The sequence below is a fragment of the Stackebrandtia albiflava genome (assembly GCF_007994225.1).
Taxonomy (GTDB): domain Bacteria; phylum Actinomycetota; class Actinomycetes; order Mycobacteriales; family Micromonosporaceae; genus Stackebrandtia; species Stackebrandtia albiflava.
The window spans coordinates 1,077,893-1,096,990 of record NZ_VLLL01000005.1; the positions used below are offsets into that span (position 1 = coordinate 1,077,893).

Annotated in this window: 18 protein-coding genes; 9 read left to right on the forward strand and 9 right to left on the reverse strand. The window is 71.4% G+C overall.

From position 1 onward, the window contains the following. Positions 1-32 precede the first annotated feature (32 nt). Positions 33-800, forward strand: a complete 768-nt coding sequence (locus LX16_RS05750) for a GbsR/MarR family transcriptional regulator (RefSeq protein ID WP_147134171.1) — start codon at positions 33-35, stop codon at positions 798-800. Positions 801-901: 101 nt separating this feature from the next. After that, entirely contained in the window at positions 902-1,291 is a 390-nt protein-coding gene (locus tag LX16_RS26500; protein ID WP_158645496.1) for a hypothetical protein, read from the forward strand. A 184-nt stretch (positions 1,292-1,475) separates the two neighbouring features. Here the strand turns inward: LX16_RS26500 and LX16_RS05765 are convergent, their stop codons facing one another. Next, complete coding sequence (locus tag LX16_RS05765; RefSeq protein ID WP_147134181.1) at positions 1,476-2,120, reverse strand: TetR/AcrR family transcriptional regulator; 645 nt, start codon at positions 2,118-2,120, stop codon at positions 1,476-1,478. Between the two features lie 95 nt (positions 2,121-2,215). Here LX16_RS05765 and LX16_RS05770 point away from each other — a divergent pair, with 95 nt between their 5' ends. Both LX16_RS05770 and LX16_RS05775 read left to right on the forward strand, forming a co-directional pair. Then, positions 2,216-3,238, forward strand: a complete 1,023-nt coding sequence (locus LX16_RS05770; RefSeq protein ID WP_147134184.1) for a glycoside hydrolase family 113 protein — start codon at positions 2,216-2,218, stop codon at positions 3,236-3,238. Positions 3,239-3,410: 172 nt separating this feature from the next. Continuing rightward, positions 3,411-3,833 (forward strand): rhodanese-like domain-containing protein, encoded by a 423-nt coding sequence (locus tag LX16_RS05775; protein WP_147134187.1) that lies wholly within the window; start codon positions 3,411-3,413, stop codon positions 3,831-3,833. Positions 3,834-3,938: 105 nt separating this feature from the next. On the opposite strand, the gene LX16_RS05780 is transcribed toward LX16_RS05775, so the two are convergent. Continuing rightward, positions 3,939-4,898 (reverse strand): GlxA family transcriptional regulator, encoded by a 960-nt coding sequence (locus tag LX16_RS05780; RefSeq protein ID WP_147134191.1) that lies wholly within the window; start codon positions 4,896-4,898, stop codon positions 3,939-3,941. A gap of 52 nt (positions 4,899-4,950) precedes the next feature. Here LX16_RS05780 and LX16_RS05785 point away from each other — a divergent pair, with 52 nt between their 5' ends. Together LX16_RS05785 and LX16_RS05790 are read left to right on the forward strand one after the other, a co-directional pair. Further along, complete coding sequence (locus LX16_RS05785; protein WP_170283845.1) at positions 4,951-6,225, forward strand: APC family permease; 1,275 nt, start codon at positions 4,951-4,953, stop codon at positions 6,223-6,225. Positions 6,226-6,409: 184 nt separating this feature from the next. Then, the gene (locus tag LX16_RS05790; protein ID WP_147134195.1) at positions 6,410-7,762 is read left to right on the forward strand and encodes a tetratricopeptide repeat protein; all 1,353 of its coding nucleotides are present in this window, start codon (positions 6,410-6,412) and stop codon (positions 7,760-7,762) included. A 299-nt stretch (positions 7,763-8,061) separates the two neighbouring features. Here the strand turns inward: LX16_RS05790 and LX16_RS05795 are convergent, their stop codons facing one another. From LX16_RS05795 to LX16_RS05805, 3 genes are all read right to left on the reverse strand, one after another. Next, positions 8,062-8,580 (reverse strand): hypothetical protein, encoded by a 519-nt coding sequence (locus LX16_RS05795; RefSeq protein ID WP_147134198.1) that lies wholly within the window; start codon positions 8,578-8,580, stop codon positions 8,062-8,064. Between the two features lie 370 nt (positions 8,581-8,950). Continuing rightward, entirely contained in the window at positions 8,951-10,504 is a 1,554-nt protein-coding gene (locus LX16_RS05800; RefSeq protein ID WP_147134201.1) for an MFS transporter, read from the reverse strand. After that, positions 10,501-11,136: an NADPH-dependent FMN reductase gene (locus LX16_RS05805; RefSeq protein WP_147134204.1), complete on the reverse strand. Its 636-nt coding sequence runs from the start codon at positions 11,134-11,136 to the stop codon at positions 10,501-10,503. The genes LX16_RS05800 and LX16_RS05805 overlap by 4 nt, the downstream gene beginning before the upstream one ends. Positions 11,137-11,245: 109 nt before the next feature. On the opposite strand from LX16_RS05805, the gene LX16_RS05810 reads away from it, so the two are divergent. Next, on the forward strand, positions 11,246-11,917 hold the full coding sequence (locus LX16_RS05810; RefSeq protein WP_147134207.1) for a TetR/AcrR family transcriptional regulator: 672 nt from the start codon (positions 11,246-11,248) through the stop codon (positions 11,915-11,917). Positions 11,918-11,933: 16 nt separating this feature from the next. On the opposite strand, the gene LX16_RS05815 is transcribed toward LX16_RS05810, so the two are convergent. The 3 genes from LX16_RS05815 to LX16_RS05825 all read right to left on the reverse strand — a co-directional run bounded on the left by LX16_RS05815 (position 11,934) and on the right by LX16_RS05825 (position 15,857). Further along, a complete protein-coding gene (locus LX16_RS05815; protein ID WP_147134210.1) occupies positions 11,934-12,419 on the reverse strand; it encodes a hypothetical protein in 486 nt (161 codons plus the stop codon). A gap of 60 nt (positions 12,420-12,479) precedes the next feature. Further along, on the reverse strand, positions 12,480-15,461 hold the full coding sequence (locus LX16_RS05820; protein WP_158645497.1) for an AfsR/SARP family transcriptional regulator: 2,982 nt from the start codon (positions 15,459-15,461) through the stop codon (positions 12,480-12,482). Between the two features lie 186 nt (positions 15,462-15,647). Then, the gene (locus LX16_RS05825; protein WP_147134216.1) at positions 15,648-15,857 is read right to left on the reverse strand and encodes a hypothetical protein; all 210 of its coding nucleotides are present in this window, start codon (positions 15,855-15,857) and stop codon (positions 15,648-15,650) included. A gap of 102 nt (positions 15,858-15,959) precedes the next feature. On the opposite strand from LX16_RS05825, the gene LX16_RS05830 reads away from it, so the two are divergent. Further along, a complete protein-coding gene (locus LX16_RS05830; RefSeq protein ID WP_158645498.1) occupies positions 15,960-16,550 on the forward strand; it encodes a TetR/AcrR family transcriptional regulator in 591 nt (196 codons plus the stop codon). Positions 16,551-16,822: 272 nt separating this feature from the next. Here the strand turns inward: LX16_RS05830 and LX16_RS05835 are convergent, their stop codons facing one another. Continuing rightward, positions 16,823-18,361 carry an FAD-dependent monooxygenase gene (locus LX16_RS05835; protein ID WP_147134222.1) on the reverse strand — a complete coding sequence of 513 codons (1,539 nt, stop codon included), beginning with the start codon at positions 18,359-18,361 and terminating at the stop codon, positions 16,823-16,825. A gap of 107 nt (positions 18,362-18,468) precedes the next feature. Here LX16_RS05835 and LX16_RS05840 point away from each other — a divergent pair, with 107 nt between their 5' ends. Then, complete coding sequence (locus LX16_RS05840) at positions 18,469-19,044, forward strand: TetR/AcrR family transcriptional regulator (protein ID WP_147134225.1); 576 nt, start codon at positions 18,469-18,471, stop codon at positions 19,042-19,044. The last annotated feature ends 54 nt before the right edge of the window (positions 19,045-19,098 follow it).

Sequence of the window (19,098 nt, forward strand, 5' to 3'; positions counted from 1 at the left end):
AACCTGGAGACGACGACGAGATGGAGGTTTTGATGCCCGGTGACAGACTCACCCTTCAGGACCGACGGAGGATCGCGACGGGGCTGCGCGACGGATTGACCTTCGCCGCGATCGGCCGCCGCATCGCACGGCCGACCTCCACCGTCACCCGCGAGGTGACGCGCAACGGCGGGCCGCGCGGCTACGACTCCGAGCAGGCTCACAGGACGAGCGTGCGACCGGCGCGCCGGCGTGGGACCACCGCGACGGAGTCGGCGTCGAACGACGCCGCCGCCGACGGGCGCCGTACGGAGTCGATGGACGAGGTGGTCGCGCAGACCACGGAACTGATGATCCAGGCCGGACTTCCGCACATGATGGCCAGAGTTCTCACGGCGCTGTTCATCAGTGACAGCGGCAGTCTCACCTCCGCGGAGCTCGTGCGCCGGCTGCGGGTGAGCCCCGCCTCCGTCTCCAAGGCCGTGGGCTACCTGGAGGGTCAGGCGCTCATCACGCGGGTGCGTGACCCGCACAGTCGCGCCGAACGTTACGTCGTCGACGACGATGTGGCGTTCCGGTCGATTCTGGCCAGTGCCCGCGTGCAGGCCCGGATCGCCGAGGTGTGCCGGGCCGGAGCGCGGCGACTCGGTCCCGGCACGCCCGCCGGCGCGCGGCTGGAGAACATGAGCCGTTTCCTCTTCCACGTGATAGACGACCTCGTCCGCTCCGTCGAGCATTGGCGCCGCGTCTACTCCGTATCCTCCGCCGAGGCGGGAGACGACGCCACCACCGGGACACCCGAACCCGTCGGCGGTTCCTGAACCCACGCCGGACGCCGCTGCGCGTCGCCCTTGTCTGGTGTCGGTGGTGGTGTCAGTGTCGGCTCAGGGCGGTGAAAGGACGGGCCTCGATAGTTGCGGACATGACGCACAACAACAACACCACCGCCATCCGGTTCTCCGACACCGAGAAGAACACCATCCGCATCGCCGCATACGGCGCCGTCACCCTCATGGCCGCCGCCACCACCGCGAACGGATCACCCCACAAGACCGCCACCCGCGGCAGCATCGCCCTGGCCTCGACCACCGGCCCCATCGGACACATCCTCGCCGTCTACCCCAAGGGCAAAGACCTCGGAGGCAAGTCCGTCGCCGCCATCGCCGACCGGGTACTACCGGCCCTCACCGAATCCATCACCCTGCTGCACGCCAAAGACCCCACCTCGCCGACAACCTCCGCACCGCCATCACCACCGCCCTGGCCACCGCCACCGGCGACCAACCGGCCACCCCCACCACCACCGACATGATCGACCAGATCACCACCGCACTCAACACCTGACCCAACACCACCGCCGTGCCACGGACCCCGGAAACCCGACCGTGGCACGACGGCATACCGGCACCGGTCCAGCGCGGGTCACGGGCCGACGAGACACGGGGCGTCCCCATCGGACGGGCGACGTCGTCGATGCTCCGAGAACCGGTGTGGGTTCACGACTCCGCGCGTCGGCGCGCCCGTTCCTCCGCGGCGTCGAGGGCGGGTTCCAGGGTGGCGAGAGCGGAGCGGAGCAGTTCCGGCAGCGAACCGGTCGGTACGACGAACCCGGTCGCGGCGAGGGACGCGGCCGACGGCCGGAGCCACTGCTGGAGTGCGACACGGACCGCGGCGGCCACGCTCGCCGCCAGCACACGGACGGCGGTGCCGGTGTCGCCGAGACGTTCGCCGATCGCGGTGGCGAGGGGGTCTTCGATCGCCGTGGCGGTGTCGAGAAAGGTCTCTCGCAGTGCGGGGCTGGTGGTGATCAACAGCAGCGCGTCCTCGTTCCGCGGCCGGGTGTACTGCTCCACCACCGCGTCGGCCAGTACCTCGGCGAGGCGAAGGCCCTCGGGTGCGGCGGCCAACGTCGCCGCGAGGCGCGACTCGCGTTCGGCGGTGACGGCGGCGACGATCGCCTGTTCTCGGCTGGAGAAGTAGTTGTTGTATGTCCTCGGTGACACCCCGGCCGCCTCGGCGATGTCGTTGACTCGGACGTTGTCGGCGCCGTGTCGGAGTGCCAGCCGCAGTGCCGCCTCTCGCAGGGCCACCCGGGTAGCCTGCTTCTTCTGTTCCCGCAGTCCGGGGCTCCTGGTCGTCACCTTCCCATTATGGGCGCTTCGATACGCGCACGCAAACTTGCGTGCACGCAAATTCTGGTGCTACGCTTCCGTCCCTCCGACGAGAGGTGAGACGCATGCGCGCCAAGGGCATCTGCTACGACACCGGGTTCGTTCGCGACGGCGGCGACTCCCGCGAACACTTCGACCCCGACCTGGTGAAACGGGAGCTGACCGTCATCCGCGACGACCTCCACTGCACCGCCGTCCACATCACCGGCGGTGACCCGGACCGCCTGGAGGTCGCCGCCCGCCACGCCGCCGACCTGGGACTGGAGGTCTGGTTCTCGCCCTACCCCCTGGAACTGACACCCGATGAGATCCTCGCAATGTTCGCCGACTGCGCCGAGCGGGCCGAGAGACTACGGACGCGGGGAACGGAGGTCGTGTTCGTCACCGGCGTCGAGCTGAGTGTCATGAACCGCGGCTTCCTCGAAGGCGACAGTACGAGCGAACGCGTCGCGCTGCTGCTGAGCGACCCGGAACGTCGGCCCGAGAGGCTCGCCGCGGTCGGCGCCCGCCTCAACGCCTTCCTCCGGGAGGCCGTGGCGGTGGTCCGCGCGCGCTTCCACGGGAAGGTCACCTACGCCGCCATCCAGTTCGAGGGCGTCGACTGGGACCCGTTCGACTTCACGACCTACGAACTCATCCGATCCGCCGAGGTCGCCGACCGGTTCCGTGACGCCGTGCGAAGCCTTGTCGCCCAACCGAAACCGGTCGCGATCACCGGCTTCGGCACCGCCACCTGGCGCGGTGCGGGCGACGTCGCCCCTCGGAGCATGGAGATCCTGGAGAACGACGCCTCCGGCGCGCCACTCCGGCTGACCGGCGAGTACGCACGCGACGAGGAGGGCCAGGCGACGTACCTGAGAGAACTGCTCGAAATCTTCGACGACGAGGGCGTCGACAGCGCGTTCGTGTTCCTCTTCGCGCTCTACAACCTGCCCCACCGCCCGGACGGCGATCCCCGCGACGACCTAGACCTCGCCAGCCTCGGTGTCGTCAAGGTCCTCGAAGGCCGTCGCGGTGACACCTATCCGGACATGCCCTGGGAACCCAAGGCCGCCTTCGCCGCGATCGCCGACCACTACCGCGACTGAACCGGTCCGGCGTCGGTGTCCCCGCTCCGGACGGTCCCCGGCCGCTGAGCAGCGATAACGTGGATTCCGTGGCCTGAGGCCCCGGATACCGTGCTTTCCATGGTGGAACCCGCCCAACTCCGGGAGAACTCCCTTCCCGGACCGGCTCAACGCTCGTAGGCTTTGCGCCGTGATGGATACAGCCGAACAGTACTTCCGGGCCAAGCTCGCCTTCCACACCGACGTCACCGACGTCCACACCGCGATGGAGTCCGGTGAACCGGGCTTCGTCCTGGTCGACTCGCGAGGCGTCGACTCGTGGCGGGCGGGGCGGATCCCCGGAGCGGTGCACCTGCCCACCGACGACATCGCCGCCCACGCCGAACGGCTGCTTCCCGCCGGGACCCCCGTCGTCGTCTACTGCTGGGGACCCGGCTGCAACGGCGCCACCCGCGCCGCCGTGGAGTTCGCGCGGCTGGGCCGTCCGGTGCGGGAGATGCTGGGCGGCTTCGAATACTGGGTGCGGGAGGGGTTCGCGGTGGAGACCGACACCGGGCTCACCCGCCGGCCGGCCGACCCCCTGACGGCACCTCCGGGTATGACCTGCGCCTGCTGACCGCCGTCGTCGTGTGGCCGCGTCCGAGGTGCCGGACGCGGCCATTACCGTTGCGGGACACCGGAGGCCGCGTCGCACTCCACCGATCCGCTGTGGAGTCGGTGATCACCTCGCCCACGCCGCCCGGTAGCGGCTCGGGGAGACGTGCAGGTGCTTGGCGAACGCGGCACGCAGCCCGGCGGCGGTACCGAACCCGCATTCCGCGGCGATCGAGTCGACGGTCAGCGACGTCGCCTCCAGCAGCTCCTGGGCACGCCGGAGACGTTCGCGGGTGAGCCACTCCCCCGGGGTGCGACCGAACTCGGCGACGAACCGCCGGGCGAGTTGCCGCTCGCTCAGGTGGGCGCGGGCCGCCAGGTCGCGCAGTCGTATCGGCCGGGCGAGGTTGCGGTGGACCCATTCGGTGACGTGGTGCAGTGAGGACACCGAGGCCGGCGCGACCGGGCTGACCATGTACTGCGCCTGGTCACCGCCCCGGTGCGGCGGGGTGACCAGGCGACGCGCCAACGCGTTGGCGACGGCGGTGCCGTGATCACGGCGGACCAGTTCCAGGCACAGATCGATTCCGGCCGCGGTGCCGGCGGAGGTGAACACGCCGTCGTCCTCGGTGTAGATGACGCGGGCGTCCAGCAGGACCCTCGGGTATCGACGCGCCAACTCCTCGGCGTGCATCCAGTGTGTCGTCGCGCGGCGCCCGTCCAGCAGGCCCGCCTCGGCGAGCAGGAACGCACCCGAACAGATCGACGCGATCCTGGCACCGCGACGATGTGCCTCCCGCACCGCCGCGACCACCTCCGGCGGTTGACGGTCGTGAACACCGGTACAGGCCGGAACGATGACCGTGTCCGCTGTGGACAGTTCCGCGAGGTCGCGGACCTCTCCGGCCACGAATCCGCCGGCCACCGTGGTGCCGGGCTCGGCCGCGCACATCACGAACTCGTACCAGTCGGCGGCCAGATCCGGCCGGGCCACGCCGAAGACCTCGCACGGCACCGCCAGTTCGAAGATCGGCGCGCCCGGCGTGATCACCATCGCGACGCGATGCGTGTCTGTTTCCTTGCGCATGACGGCAATGATGACACTCGCCGAGACGCCGCCGATGGCGTGAGATCGACGGGTGACCGACACTCGACACCACGATCCCGCCACGCGGACACAGACCATCGGACTCGCGCAGGGCGTCGCCCTGTACGTGTGTGCGCTCCTGGGCGCCGGTGTCCTCGTCCTACCGGGCCAGGCCGCCTCCCTCGCCGGCCCGGCCTCCCTGGTGGCGTGGGCGTTCAGCGCGCTACTCGGGGTGCCGCTGGCGTACACCTTCGCCCGGCTGGCCTCGAACCATCCCGACGCCGGAGGTGTCGCCACATTCACCACCCGCGCCTTCGGCGGAACGGCCGGCGGAGTGACCGGGTGGTGGTACTTCATCGCCGGTTCGGTGGGGCAGACCGTCGTGCCGTTGACCGCGGGCTACTACGTGACGACGGCGTTCGGCGTGAGCCAGGACTGGGCGCCCGGAATCGCCGCGGCTCTGCTCGCACTCGCCACCGCGGCGAACCTGGCCGGAGTCCGGATGGGCGCGGCCGTACGCATCGGGCTGGCCGTCGGTGTCGCGGCGATCCTCGCCACCGTGATCGTCGTGGCCCTGCCACAGGTGCGACTGTCGGAACTGACTCCGGTGGCACCGCACGGTTTCTCCGGGATCGGGCGGGCCGTCATCGTGCTGTTCTTCGCCTTCGCCGGCTGGGAGGCCGTCGCGCACCTGTCCGGGGAGTTCCGCGACGTGAAACGCACCCTGCCACGGGCGACGGCGCTGACCATCGTCATCGTCGGCATCCTCTACCTCGGGGTGGCGTTCGCCGTCGTCGCCACCGGTGTCTACGGAACCCGTGAACTGGACAGGGTCTCACTGGGCGTGATCCTGGAACGTGGCATCGGTGTCTCGGCGGTCTGGGCGGTCGCCGTCGCGGCGGTCGTCATCTGCCTCGGCACCACCAACGCCTTCATCGCCTCGGTGTCGCGGCTGGGTTTCGCGTTGGGCCGCGACGGATGGGCTCCCCGGTTCCTCACCCACCTCGACCGGCGCCACTCCCCCGGCCGCGCGATCGTCGGCGTGGCCGCCGTCGGGGCCGCCGGACTCCTCGGCGCGGCGCTGTTCGGTTGGGGTACCGAGGACATCGTCTTCCTGCCGTCGGTCCTGGTGTTGGCGACCTACCTGTTCGGTGCGGCGGCGGCCGTGCGACTGTTCGGGGGCCGTGACCGGGTGATCGCCGCCGTCACGGTGGTCCTGCTGCTGGTCACGGTCCCGTTCGCGGGTTGGCACGTCCTCATCCCGGTCTCGGTGGCCGTCGCCGTGGTGTGCCTGAAGGGTTTCGGCCACCGCCGGGGACGGGCATGACACCGCTCGCATTCGGACTGAGACGGGTTCTCGTGTGGCAGCGGTGTCGGGCGGGCGGACCGGCGCATCGCCGGGCTACGTGACACGGGCCACGGTGGATGAGACGGCCCGTGTCTGTCCGGAGTGGAAGCGCGGCCGGAACCGAGGCGGGCCGGCGAACACGGTAGGGCTAAGGTGCTCTGCCATGGACGCCACCGATCTGGACCGCCGGGCGAGAACCGAGGCCGGTTGCATCCCACCGTCCCTGGTCGCACGGCTGCTGGAACGCGGCCACCTGGACCGGGTGGAGTTCCACGCCGTCCGTGGCGAATGGTTCTGCGCGCGTGAGTGGGTGCGGCTGCTGGGCGCCCGGGATCGGTGGGAGGAGGCGTCGGCGGTGCTCGCGCCCTACGTCGCCACCGGCTGGTGGCCCGCCGCCAGGGCGCAGGCGGAGGTCCTTGAGGCCATGGGGCAGGTGGAGGAGGCGATCGCGCTGGCCCGGCCCTACGCAGAGTCCGTCTTCCGCGCCCTGGAGTTCTTCGCCCGCCTGCTCGCCCGGCACGGTCGCGCCGACGAGGCCGTCACCGAGCTGATCACCGGAATCGACGACTGGTTCCTCGCCACCGCACTGGTCGAGGTCGCCGACGGCACCGGCCGGGACGAGGAGGTCGCCGCGCTCCTCGCCGACCGGATTCGACCGGGGCACCGCTGCGTGGAGCCGTGGTGCTGCCGTGGACTCGATTCCGATACCGCGCTCGAACTGCTCGCGGTGATCCGGGAACGTCAGCGCCGCGTCGACGAGGCGATCGCGCTACTACGGCGCCGACAACTCACGTCCGTCGACAATCGCGACCGGCTCACCGACCTGTTGGCGAGACACGACCGGATCGAGGAACTTCGCGCGTACGCGGCGGAGGACTCCTACGTGCATGCCACGCGGCGCCTCGCCGCACTGCTGGAGGAACGCGGCGACGTGGAGGGCGCGATCGCGTCGTACCGGCGGCCGGGCGCCTCGGCGGCCGACGAACCGCACGGTGCGGTCGAACTGGCGGAACTGCTGTTGGCCAGGCACGGCCGGGACGACGAGGCCATCGAGGTGATGTGCGCGGTCGTGGACGCCCCCGGCGGCGTGCAGGACTGGCTCGTCGACATACTGTGCACCCGGTACGCCGAGTCCGGTCGCGCTCGGGACGGCATCGCCCATCTCGACCGGCTGGCGGCGCGGTACGAGTGTGAGCAGGATTGGGATCTCCTGAGGAACCGGCTACCGCTCATGGCCGCCTCGGGGATGCTCGACGAGGCCGTCACCCTGGCGCGGCCCCACTCGGAGTCCGACCCGTACGCGGCACAACTCGTCGCCGATCTGCTCGCCGCGGCCGGCCGGGTGGCGGATGCCGTGGCCGTTCTCGAACCACACGGCATCAGCGCCGGCCACGCCCTGGCGGGGTACCTCGTCGATCTCGGCCGGGTCGATGACGCCGTGGCACTGTTTCAACAGCGCGACACCGCACCCGCCGAGTTGCTGTGGAGGGGGACGTTGCGGCCCGAGCCGTTCTGACCTCGGCCATCCCCGATTGGGCGGCGGCGCCCGAAGAAGGGAGCACACTCCGCCGATCATCCATAGGGGATCGCCGGGTGGACGTGTCCTCAAGCCCGGAGCGGCCCGAAGACGAGGCGATGTGGTGCGAGTGGCGGCGGACCGATATGCGCAGGCTCAACCGTTCAGCCACAGTAGACAACCGTTTCGCCACCGACGTCACGGCGTGAACCTCGCCGTCACGTACTTCTCGACCGTCACCCCGGAAACGACCGGTGTCACGGGGAGGCAGGCGCGTCCGGTCGCGGTGTCGGCCGGGTTCAGTACCCGTCCGGCGAATCGTCCAGGTCGTCCTCCAGGTCCGCGATTGCGTCGGCCAGATCGAGGACGTCGTTGGGGTTGGCGGTCGGCTGCGCCGCCTTCAGCTCCTCCAGGGTGGCCCTCGCCATCCACCGTTCCATCTTGTAACGCCGCCGCTCCTCCCGGAGCTCGGCCTCCGAGGGGACGTACTCGGCGTCGGGGTCGTCTCCGGCCGCGGCGGCGACGTCGTCGGCCGACGCCAGCAACCGGGCCGCCAGGTCCCGCAGGACCGCCACGGCGGCGGCCTCGTCCTCACCGCCGGACGACGCGCCGCGGACCTCCAGGTCGTCCCACATGGCCTCGAAGTGGTCGGCGAGCACTTGGCGCGCCCACACCTGCGCCGCCCGCTGATCCAGCGTGCAACGACGCAACAGCGCCTCGTCGTACTCCGCCACCGCGTCGCCCAGTCGCTCCGCATCGGGTACGGCGCGCGAATCGGCGGGTTCGGTCGTGAGTGTGGTCGGGTCGGATGATCCCATCAGGGCTCCCAGCGTCGGAGGTCTCGGAATCACGCGCAGGCCGCGTGTCGCGACCCGTGGCGGAATCCTCGTTGAGGTGAATGGCGAAAGGTGGGAGGCCGTCATGGTCGCTCCGCCACGTAAGCGAACTGCCCACACTAACAGGCCGTCAACCCGTCGGCCGGTCGAAACGGCCGCCCACACCCGGCCGAACGCCACCCGCCATGTCACACCGTCACCGGAACCCCGACGAACCCCCCGAGCGGCCACACCGTGCCGGACCTCCGAACCGGCACCGCGGGGACGTGAGCCCCGGCCGCCGCCGGGGATGGGCGGCCGACGCGGCGGGTTCCACGTCGACCGCCTGAGAGGCCGAGAACGGCACCCGTTCTCACCCGGTCCCTTCGGACCCTCTCACCAGCACCGCCGCCACCGCTCCGGCGGCCAGGACCAGCAGGACCGCACCGATCCCGGCGTAGGTGCCCAGACCGTGCCCGACGGCTCCGTGCACGGCGTCCAGCAGCGCCGGAGCGTCCCGGTCGAGGGCGTCTGCGGCGGTCACTCCCTCATGGACACTGGATCGCGCGGCGGCGGTCACCGGCTCGGGGAGGTCCGCGGGCATGGTGTCCGCCAACGCCTCCCGGTACGCCACGACGCCGACCGCGCCGCCGACGGCGATGCCCGCGGCGGTACCCAGTTCGCCGCCGACCTCCTGGGCGGCGGCGGCCGAACCGGTCTTGTCGGCCGGCGCGTGGGAGATGATGAGGTCACTCATGAGTCCCACCGCGGCGCCCTGCCCCAACCCGATGACCGATATCGCCGCCACCAGTAGCCACAACGCGACTCCGTCACCCGACAACACGGCGAAGCCCGCCGCGCCCACCGCCGCGACCGCCAGGCCGGCGACCATCACGATCGCGGGCCGGATCCGGGCGCTCACCGGCGGGGCGACCATGGCGCCCAGGATGTTGAGGCCGATGTAGGGCAGGGTCCACAGTCCGGCCTCCAGCGGGGACAGGGCCGCCACCCACTGGAGGTACTGGGTGAACAGGTAGAAGATGCCCGCGACACCGATTCCGGTGACCAGTAGTGTCCCCAGCGCCACGGCCATCCGGCGGTCGGTGAGCAGCGCGAGGTCGAACAGCGGATGGCTGAGTCGTCGCTGCCGTCGCGCGAAGAACACCAGGACGACCAGTCCGGCGGCGACGACCGCCACGTACGGCCACACGTCGCCGTCGCCGGCCTCCTGGCCGGCGGTCAGTTCCTGCAGGCCGTACACGACCGCGAGCATCCCGGTCACCGACAGCGCCACGCTGGCGAGGTCGATGCGGGCGGAATCGCCTTCCCGTCGTTCCGGGAGCAGCTTCGGTCCGGCGATGACCAACGCGACCATGGGTGGCACGTTGATGAGGAAGACCGACCCCCACCAGAAGACCTCCAGCAGGGCACCACCGAGGAGCGGCCCGACGGCGCCGCCGACGGAGAAGGTGCTGAAGAGGATCGCGATGGCGAACCGGCGCTGCGTGTCGTCGCGGAACATGCTTCGCAGCAGGGAGAACAGCGAGGGCATCAGGGTGGCCCCCGCGACTCCCAGTGCGGCGCGGGCGATGATGAGCATCGTGGCGCTGGTGGAGAACGCGGCTACGACCGACAGCACCGCGAAGGCGACGGAGCCGATCATCATGAGCCGGCGCGGTCCGAAGCGGTCGCCCAACCGTCCCATGGTGACCAGGAATCCGGCGATCAGGAAGCCGTAGACGTGCACGATCCAGAGGGATTCGCTGGCGGTCGGTTGGAGGTCGAGGCTGAGCCTCGGCATCGCGAAGAAGAGCACCGTCAGGTCGATGGACAGCACGAGCATGGGCAGTACCAGCAGTGCCAGGCCGGCCCATTCGCGTCGCGTCGCCCTGGCGGGTGCCGCCGCGCCGTGGGCTTCGGTGTTCATCCGGCCGTCTCCTTCCGGGCGGCGCGCAGGGCGCGAGCCCACCAGGTCAGCTCGTCGTAGAACTCGGTCGCCGCCGCGTGTGCCCCGGCGTCGCGCGGTGTCCCGGATTCGTCGAAGCACTCCCGGCAGTCGGGGAAGCTCAGCACCGATCGGATGGTCATGGTGCCCAGTTCCACGAAGACGGTGCGCAGTTGCTCGACCGCCTCGATTCCGCCGGTCCGCCCGCCGTAGCAGACGAAGCCCACGGGTGTGGCGTTCCACTCGCCGTGGATCCAGTCGATCGCGTTCTTCAGTGAGGCCGGGTATCCGCGGTTGTAGACGGGCGTGACGATCACGACCGCGTCGGCCCACTCGATGCGTCGTGCCAGTGCGGTCACGGCCTCGGGGAGGGGCGTGTCGGGGTCGTCGCCCGGGAACACGGTCGGCAGCGGGGTGTCGGCGAGGTCGACGACGTCGAGCACGACGTCGTGCCGGTCGCGGGCGCGGGCGGCGGCCCAGCCGGCCGGGACGGTCCCGAACCGGTCGACGCGGGTGCTGCCGATGATCAGTGCCACCTTCACCGGTTCGGTGGGTGGCGTGGATTCGGTGCCCGGGCTCGCCGGGGCGTCGGGTTGTCGCGTGGACGGCGCCATACGGTTCTCCCAATAACGTTTCGATACGACACGTAACGCTAACATGGGCGCGCACCGCCCGTCGAGCCCGTCACACGGCGCCGTGCGACCACCGCGCTAACCTGAGGCGATGTCTGACCGCACCGGCACGCGATCGGGAGGCCGGCCCCGCGACCCGCAGCTCGACACCGCGATACTCGAGGCCACCCTTCACCTGCTGGACGAGGCCGGCTACACCGAGCTGACCCTGGAGGAGGTCGCGCGCCGCGCCGGGACGTCACGTCCGGCCATCTACCGCCGATGGGCCGGCCGCGCACCACTGGTCCTGTCGGCGATCGCGACCCGCCTGGACGTACCGTCCCCACCCGACACCGGGTGCACGTTGTGCGACCTGGCCGAGAGTTTCAACATCTTCCTGGCCGCCTACCGCACCATCCGGCCCGACGCGTTGAACGCGTTGTACTCCGAGTGCGTCCGCTCCCCCGAACTCCAGGAACGGTATCGCCGGACGGTCGTCGAACCGTCCCGCACGGCGGTGCGACGGACCCTCGAACACGCCACCGCCCGCGGCGACCTTCGTGAGGACGCCGACCGCGAACAACTCCTCGACTTCGTGGCCTCACTGGTGCACTACCGCGTCCTGTTCGGACGGCACCTCAGCGACGACGACGCCGAACGGGCGATAGAGACCCTGCTCCGAGGCGCCGCCGTGGATTACGGGGCACTACTCGAACACAGTGAGGCACTGGAGAACGGGCACCTCGACGACGACGGAACCCACCACGTCCACATAGGTGGCTGAAGGGTCGCGCCGGGCGTCACACCAGCAGCCGGATCGTCGGCGCCGCGGCGTCCGTCCCGATCCCCGTCCGGCAACCGCCGCAGGTCACCGGGTGAGGGCGGCGGGTGTTGGTCTGGACCGACCCCTTCACCGTGACACCCGCGTGGTGGCAGTGGCAGCCGTAGTGGAGGCGCACCCAGCCGCTCAGCGGTGACCCGTCCTCACCTCGTCCGGTGTCACGGAACGACGCCCACCACAGGTCGACGACGGCGCGCAGGGCCAGGCGGTCGGCACCGGTCGTCACGTCGAACGCGGAAACGCGCGCCGGGGCGGGGTGTCCGCCGTCCTCGCCGCCGCTGCAGAGTGCCCGGTCGGCTCCCGGCTTCAGCACCGTCGTCCGGCGGACCCGTTCGCAGACGAAACAGTCCACACTCAACTCGATCGTCGGTTCCCAGAACAACCGGTCCCGGTGGGAGTCCTCCAGCCCCGACAACTCCGCACGGATCTCAAGAGCGCGCAACATCGACCGATCGTCGCACACGCGCCGCCGTGCGCGTCACCTCGCGCGCGGCGGCCACGGAGGTCACCGACCGGTGACCCGGTCCGGGACCCGCGTGATCTCCGGCAGCCGCTCCGTCCCGGTCACACCGAGCCTCGCGAAGATCTCGGCGGCCCGGCCCCGGTATCCGGCGGCGACGTCGTACTCCCCCAGCCCCGCATGGGCGGACGCCAGCACCGCGAGGGCGCGGCCACGCCGCAGCGGCCCCGACATGCGCCGGAACGCCCGCTCCGCGGCACGGGCGTGCCGGATCGCCGCCGGGTGCTCGCGGCGGGCGTCGCGGACGATCGCCGACACCAGTTCGGCGTGCGCGTCGTGGAAGACGGACGTGGTCCGGCCCGCGCCGCGCAGGAACTCCGTCGCGTGGTGCAGCGCGAGGTCGAGTTCACCGGTGAGCAGGTGGTAGGCGGCGAGCAGTTCCCGGCGCCCGGACTGCTGCGGGTGCGCGTCGTAGCGTTCGTCGAGGACCGTCTTCAGGTCGGCGTGCGCCGCCTCCGCCCGCCCCATGGCCAGCGACAACCGGACCCGTATCTGTAGCGACATGTAGCGGCGCGGCGCGTCCGGATCCCGTAGCGCCCGGTCCACCCACCGCAGGCCCTCCCGGTACCGGCCCCTGTCCAGGCACAGGACCGCCAACTGGTTCACGACGTCCTCGGTGACCCGGTCGTCGGTCGTCGCCTCCAACGCCCGCGTCAGGTACTCCTCCGCCTCGTCGTAGTCGCCGAGCGCGACGCAGACCGAACCCAGCGGCGCCAGCCGCGCCGCGATGTCGGCCGGGTCGCCGTGACGCTCGCACAGCCGCAGTGCCTCCAGCAGGTACGTCTTGGAGTCGGCCTGGTCGCCGGTCAGCTGGGTGAACACGCCCATCGTCGCCAGTTGCCGGGCCGTCAGGACCGGATCGCCGCTGGACCGGGCGGCCCGCAACGCCAGTTCACCGGCGGCCGTGGCCTCGTCCATCCGCTGCGACACCCAGTACGTACCGGCGACCAGGTTGTGCATCACCGCCTGGCCGTGGAGATCCGACGCGGTCTCCGCCGCGGCCAGGCCGAGGCGCGCGAGTGCCCGGATCCGGCGCGGGTCGCGTCCCTCGTGGACGTTCGCGGCGAGTGGCCGGGCCGCCCGCCACACCCCCGGATGCGCGGCGAACGCGGTGACGGTGGCGGCGCGGTCGTCGTACTCGGTGATGTCCTCGCAGTCGTGCCACCAGTCGAGCAACCTGGTCACCGCGGCCTCCGACTCCCGGCGGGACAGCAGTGTCTCCCCCTCCCGCCGCGCGTAAAGGCGGACCAGGTCGTGGAACCGCAGCCGGCCGTCGCGGGGCCGTTCCAGCAGGTGGGCGGCCGTCAGGAGCCCGATGTGACGCCGGGCGTCGGCCTCCGGCAGGCCGGTCACGGCCACCGCGAGCGAGTCCGGGAAGTCCTCGGTGGGCACCGTCGCGAGCAGGTGGAGGCAGCGGCGGGTCGCGGGTTCCAGGGTCCGTACCGACAGCCGGATGCCGTCGGCGACCGTGGCCCTGGGGTCGCCCGGGATCGCCAGGCGGTCGAGCCGGTCGCCGTCCTCCAGCTCGGCGGCGATCTCGGCGAGTCGGTGCCGGGGCCGGGTGGTGATGGTGGCGCCCACGATCCGGATCGCCAGCGGCAGTCCGCCGCACAGTGCGACGATCCGGTCGGCCGCGGCGGGTTCCCGGTCGACGCGGTCGGCGCCGACGAGTTCCGTCAGGAGTCGCCGGGACTCGCCGGGACTCCACACGTCCACGCCGAGCGGCCTCGCGCCGTCCAACGCGACCAGACCGGTGAGCCGGTCGCGGCTGGTGACCAGCGCGAGACTCCCCGGTCCCGCCGGCAGCAGCGGCCGGACCTGCGCGACCGTGCGCGCGTTGTCCAGTACGACCAGCACCCGCCGGCCGTGCAGGGTCGAGCGGAACAGGGCGCTCGCCTCGTCGAGTTCGGCGGGCACGGCGTCCGCGGGATGGCCGAGGGCGCGCAGGAACCGGTGCAGCACCTCGGACGGGGTCAGCGGTTCGGCGTCGTCGTAGCCGCGCAGGTCCACGAACAACTGCCCGTCGGGGAACCGGTCGGCGCGCCGGTGCGCCCACCGCAGTGCCAGCGCGGTCTTCCCGACACCGCCGGTGCCGGAGATCACGGTGACGACGGTCCCCGTCGCCGTGTCGTCCGCCAGTGCGTCCAGTGTGGCCAGTTCCTCGGCCCGGCCGGTGAAGTCGGCGGTGTTGGGCAACTGGGCCGGGATCGGTACCGACGACGTGGCGGGTGCCCGCGGCCCCGGCGGTGAGGCGTCGTCGCGGAGGATGGCGCGATGCACGTCCCGTATCGCCCTTCCCGGGTCGATGCCCAGGTCGTCGGCGAGCCGGCGTCTGAGGGAACCGTACAGCGCCAGGGCCTCCGAGGTGCGGCCGCTGCGGTGGAGGGCGAGCATCAGTAGGCCGCACAGCCGTTGCCGGTTCGGTTGGGCGTCGAGGAGTTCCCGCGCCTCACCGATCACGCGGCCGGGCTGGCCGAGGGCCAGCTCCGTCTCCATGCGGTTCTCGTGGGCCTCCAGTCGTCGTTCGTCCCAGCGGGCGGCGGCGGAGGCCAGCAGCCTGCCGGGCAGGCCGGCCAGCGCGGGACCGCGCCACAGGTCCAGGGCGCGGCACAGGAGTGCGTGTGCGAGCGCGTGGTCGTCTCGCGACGCGGCCTCGGCGGCCTCGCGCACCCATCGGACGAAGGTCGTCGCGTCGAGCCGGTCGGTAGTGAGCCGGTAACCGTCGCCCACGGTCTCGATGCCGGAGGTGACCACCCGTCGCAGCGACGCCATGGCGTTCTGCACCTGCCGTCGCGCCGTCGCCGGTGGGTGGTCGTCCCAGAGGGTGTCGACGAGCCGGTGCAGCGGCACCACCTTCCCGGCCTCCAGCAGCAGCGCCGCGAGGAGCCTGGGCTGGTGCCGTCCCGGGATCCGGACCGGCCCGGAGTCGTCGCTCACCTCCAGTGGACCCAGAATCCGGAAATCCACGGCGCCCTCCATCCCGGTCCGACCGCATCGTGTGACGAACCTACCGCCTGCGTGGGTCGGGGTCGACGGGTGCGGTGCCGCCGGGCGGGGGCGCCCCGCCCGGCGGTGCGGGCGGCCTACTCGCGTGTCACCGCCCCCGGTAGCGCCGTGTGGCGACGGGACGTCGTGCGGGGCCGGTCGCCCCGCTCACGCGGGGTCGCGGCCGGTTCCGGTGCGGGCCACCAGGACGAGCCCCACCACGAGCAGCACGAGGTGGGCCGCCATGCGCAGCCCGGCCGGCATGTCGACGTGGTTGAGCAGGAACCAGCTCCGCGAGTCGGTGAACAGGTTGTTGATGAGACCACCGGCCCCCTGGACGACCAGTAGGAGCCCGGCCGTTCCGATCATCGTGCGCATGACGCCACCTTTCCGATACGTTCGTATTGATCTGATGTGTGAAGGCTACCCGGAATCCGGGCTAGGATCAAATCGGTACGGATGTATCGACGAAGGAGACCGATGACGCAGCCGCGACCCGCGACCCGGGGACCGGGCGCCACCCACGACCGGCAGCGGCACCACATCCTGGAAGCGGTCTTCGACATCGTCGACGACCGGGGAACCGGCGACGTCACCATCCGCAACGTGGCGAAGGCGGCCGGCATCTCTCCCGGCCGGGTACAGCACTACTTCGGCACCAAGGACGCCCTGCTCTCGGAGGCGTTCGCCGCGATCAACGACGCGGGGGAACGCAACGTAGGTCGGCGCCTGGCCGAGGTGCGACCCGACGACCGCGAGGCGATCGTCACCGCGATCCTGACCGAACTCGTCCCCGACGACGACACCCACCGGCGACTCCTCCGCGTCGCCCAGGCGTTCGAGGTCTACGCACTCACCCGGCCACCACTCGCGCGGCGGCTCACCGAGACATACGGCCGGCTCGTCGACCTCGTGGCCGGACTGCTGCCCGCCGACTCCTCGTCCACCGCACGGGAACTGGTCGCCCTCGCCAACGGGCTGGGATGGTTGACCGTCGTCGGCGCCGACGACGCCGAGACCGCCAGGCGGACCGTCGCCGCCCGCGTGCGCCGGGTGTTCACCGGATCCTAGCGGCCGCGCGCACATCGGCCGCCTGCCCAGATGGTCGACAGTGGAGCGACGCCGTGGTGCCGGATCCTTCCGCGACCACTCGCACCGTTACCGGCCGCCGTCACACGGGGACGCCACTCGCTCCGATCGAGGCGACCGGGGCGGAATCCCCGTCCGCCCGGTGGCCGCTCGCCACACGCCCTAGTCGAACCCAAGCCACTCGCCCGCTCGTCCGCCGGCCCGAATGACCTCCGGTGCCGTGGCGCCGTCGAGGTGGGGCGCGGTGTCAGGGTTCAGACTGCGTCGCCGGGATCGCCGAACCAGGTGGTGAGCGCGCCCCTCAGCGCCGGAACGGCCCGCTCCGCCGGTTCACCGACGGGTGCCGCCCAGGCGACGTAGGAGTCCGGACGGATCAGTACCGCGTCGGCGACACGTTCCCCGGTGCGGGCGGTGACGACGTCGACCCGGTCCCGCCAGGCCGAGGCGGCCTCGCGGAGGTCGCCACGGTCGGCGAGGTCGACCAGTACCGGTCGCGCGGCACGCATCGACGCCGCGACCCGGCTTCGGCCCTCTCCGGTCGGCAGGACGCGGTCGGACACGAAGGTCCCGGCACACTCGTGTCGATCGGCATCCGGGACGGGGTACCGGACGTCGGCGCCGGCGAGCAACGCACCCACCCGCCGCGACGCCGGTTCGTCCTGAAGCAACTCCTGGAACAGTTCCCGCAGTGCGTCCGCCGCCGCGTCGCGTCCGCGTCGCAGCGCCACCTGGGCCCGGGTGTGGAGCAGCGTGCGCGCGTTGGCGAGCCGGCGTTCGTCGTCGTAGGTGTCGAGGAGCCCGGCCGGTGCGTGGCCGTGTATCTCGGCGGCCAACCGCCAGGCGAGGCCGACCGCGTCGAGCATTCCGGCGTTGATCGCGACACCGGTGGCGGGGAACAGGTGCGCCGCGTCGCCGGCCAGCACGACGCGCCCGGCGCGGTAGCGGTCGGCGTGCCGGGCGTGGAAGGTGAACCGCGACAACCGGGTCGCCTCGCCCAGTGGCAGGTCGACGCCGAGCACCCGCCGGACGCTGTCCCGGACCTCGGTCACCGTCATGGCCGTGTCGTCGTCGTACTCGGTGGTCTCGTCCTCGGTGGTGAAGAGGGAGACGATCCGGGAGTCGTCGGCGGGTCCGAGCCCGAACAGGCCGGTCTCGGTCTGTGTGAAACCCGCCCGGATCACGTCGGCGCCGGGCACCTCGATGCCGCCGTCGTCCCTGATGACGACCGTCTCGGGCAGCGCGACCTGCGCGAGGCGGTTCACCTCCTGGTAGGTCACTCCGGGGAAGGCGACGCCCGCCTGTTCGCGGACCCGGGAACGGGCACCGTCGCAGCCGGCGAGGTACCGGGCGACCAGTCGGCGGTCACCGTCGGGACCGCGCACGTCCACCGTCACGGAGGTGTCGTCCTGCCGCACCGCGATCACCTCGTGGCCGCGGCGGACCTCCACGCCGAGTTCGCCGGCGCGTTCCTCCAAGAGGCGTTCGAGCCGCGCCTGGGGCAGCGGCAGGGCGTGCATCGGTGTGTCGTCCCACCGGCTGAGGTCCACGTGGACACCGCCGAACGGGAACCGGGGGGCCGGGATCGGGCCGGTGCAGGCGGCTTCGCACCGGTCGAGGAGTCCCCGGTGGTCGAGCAGTTCGAGGATCCGTCCGCCGAGGCCGCCGGCCTTGGCGACCTCCCGGCGTCGCGGGTACTTCTCCAGCACCAACGGCCGGACTCCGGCCAAGGCCAGTTCCCCCGCCAGCATCAGGCCGACCGGCCCGGCCCCCACGACGATCACGTCCACGTCCATGTCTCTTCCTCCTCATGAAACGGCACGTGCCGTGCCGCTGGAGTAGCGTGCCCCATGCGCCGTGCCGCTGTCAAGTACGGCACGTGCCGTGCCGATAGGATCACTACATGACCAGCACCTCCCGCCGTGGACACGACCGCACCGAGGCCATCATGCGGACCATGTTGGAACTCGGTCGGGAGACCGGCTACGCCAGGCTCAGCATCGAAGCGGTCGCCAGACGCGCGGGCGTCGGCAAACACACCGTCTACCGGCGGTGGACGTCCAAGGGCGCCCTCCTACTCGACTCCCTGTTGTCCCTTCACCGGCACGACCTCGACTACCCCGACACCGGCGACGTCCGCGCCGACCTGCGCGCGCAGATCCACCGGGTCGCCGACCTCATGACCGCACCGCCCTTCGGCCCACTGTTCCGCGCACTCGTCGCCGAGGCGCAACACGACCCCGACGTCGCCACCGCACTCCACGCACAGTTCACCCGGCCGCAGGAGGAGAGGACCGTCGCCCGGTTGAACACGGCCCGCGACCGGGGCGAACTGTCACCCGACTTCGATCTGGACCTGGCGATGGCGATCCTGTCCGGACCGCTCTACTTCCGTTTCCTGATCACGAGGGAACCGTTGACCCACGAGTACGTCGACCAGGTCCTCGACGCACTCTTCGCCGGAATGGGACCACGTTGAGACCTGCGGCACCACGCCACGACCGACCGCGCACCGAATCGGCGGCCGGAGCAC

Bases quoted from the DNA above. Each gene is read 5' to 3' on its own strand.
- LX16_RS05805 (WP_147134204.1), bottom strand. From the start codon at position 11,136: ATGGCGCCGTCCACGCGACAACCCGACGCCCCGGCGAGCCCGGGCACC.
- LX16_RS05770 (WP_147134184.1), top strand. From the start codon at position 2,216: ATGCGCGCCAAGGGCATCTGCTACGACACCGGGTTCGTTCGCGACGGC.
- LX16_RS05830 (WP_158645498.1), top strand. From the start codon at position 15,960: ATGACGCAGCCGCGACCCGCGACCCGGGGACCGGGCGCCACCCACGAC.
- LX16_RS05835 (WP_147134222.1), bottom strand. From the start codon at position 18,361: ATGGACGTGGACGTGATCGTCGTGGGGGCCGGGCCGGTCGGCCTGATG.
- LX16_RS05840 (WP_147134225.1), top strand. From the start codon at position 18,469: ATGACCAGCACCTCCCGCCGTGGACACGACCGCACCGAGGCCATCATG.
- LX16_RS05800 (WP_147134201.1), bottom strand. From the start codon at position 10,504: ATGAACACCGAAGCCCACGGCGCGGCGGCACCCGCCAGGGCGACGCGA.
- LX16_RS05750 (WP_147134171.1), top strand. From the start codon at position 33: ATGCCCGGTGACAGACTCACCCTTCAGGACCGACGGAGGATCGCGACG.
- LX16_RS05775 (WP_147134187.1), top strand. From the start codon at position 3,411: ATGGATACAGCCGAACAGTACTTCCGGGCCAAGCTCGCCTTCCACACC.
- LX16_RS26500 (WP_158645496.1), top strand. From the start codon at position 902: ATGACGCACAACAACAACACCACCGCCATCCGGTTCTCCGACACCGAG.
- LX16_RS05790 (WP_147134195.1), top strand. From the start codon at position 6,410: ATGGACGCCACCGATCTGGACCGCCGGGCGAGAACCGAGGCCGGTTGC.
- LX16_RS05825 (WP_147134216.1), bottom strand. From the start codon at position 15,857: ATGCGCACGATGATCGGAACGGCCGGGCTCCTACTGGTCGTCCAGGGG.
- LX16_RS05780 (WP_147134191.1), bottom strand. From the start codon at position 4,898: ATGCGCAAGGAAACAGACACGCATCGCGTCGCGATGGTGATCACGCCG.
- LX16_RS05810 (WP_147134207.1), top strand. From the start codon at position 11,246: ATGTCTGACCGCACCGGCACGCGATCGGGAGGCCGGCCCCGCGACCCG.
- LX16_RS05815 (WP_147134210.1), bottom strand. From the start codon at position 12,419: ATGTTGCGCGCTCTTGAGATCCGTGCGGAGTTGTCGGGGCTGGAGGAC.
- LX16_RS05795 (WP_147134198.1), bottom strand. From the start codon at position 8,580: ATGGGATCATCCGACCCGACCACACTCACGACCGAACCCGCCGATTCG.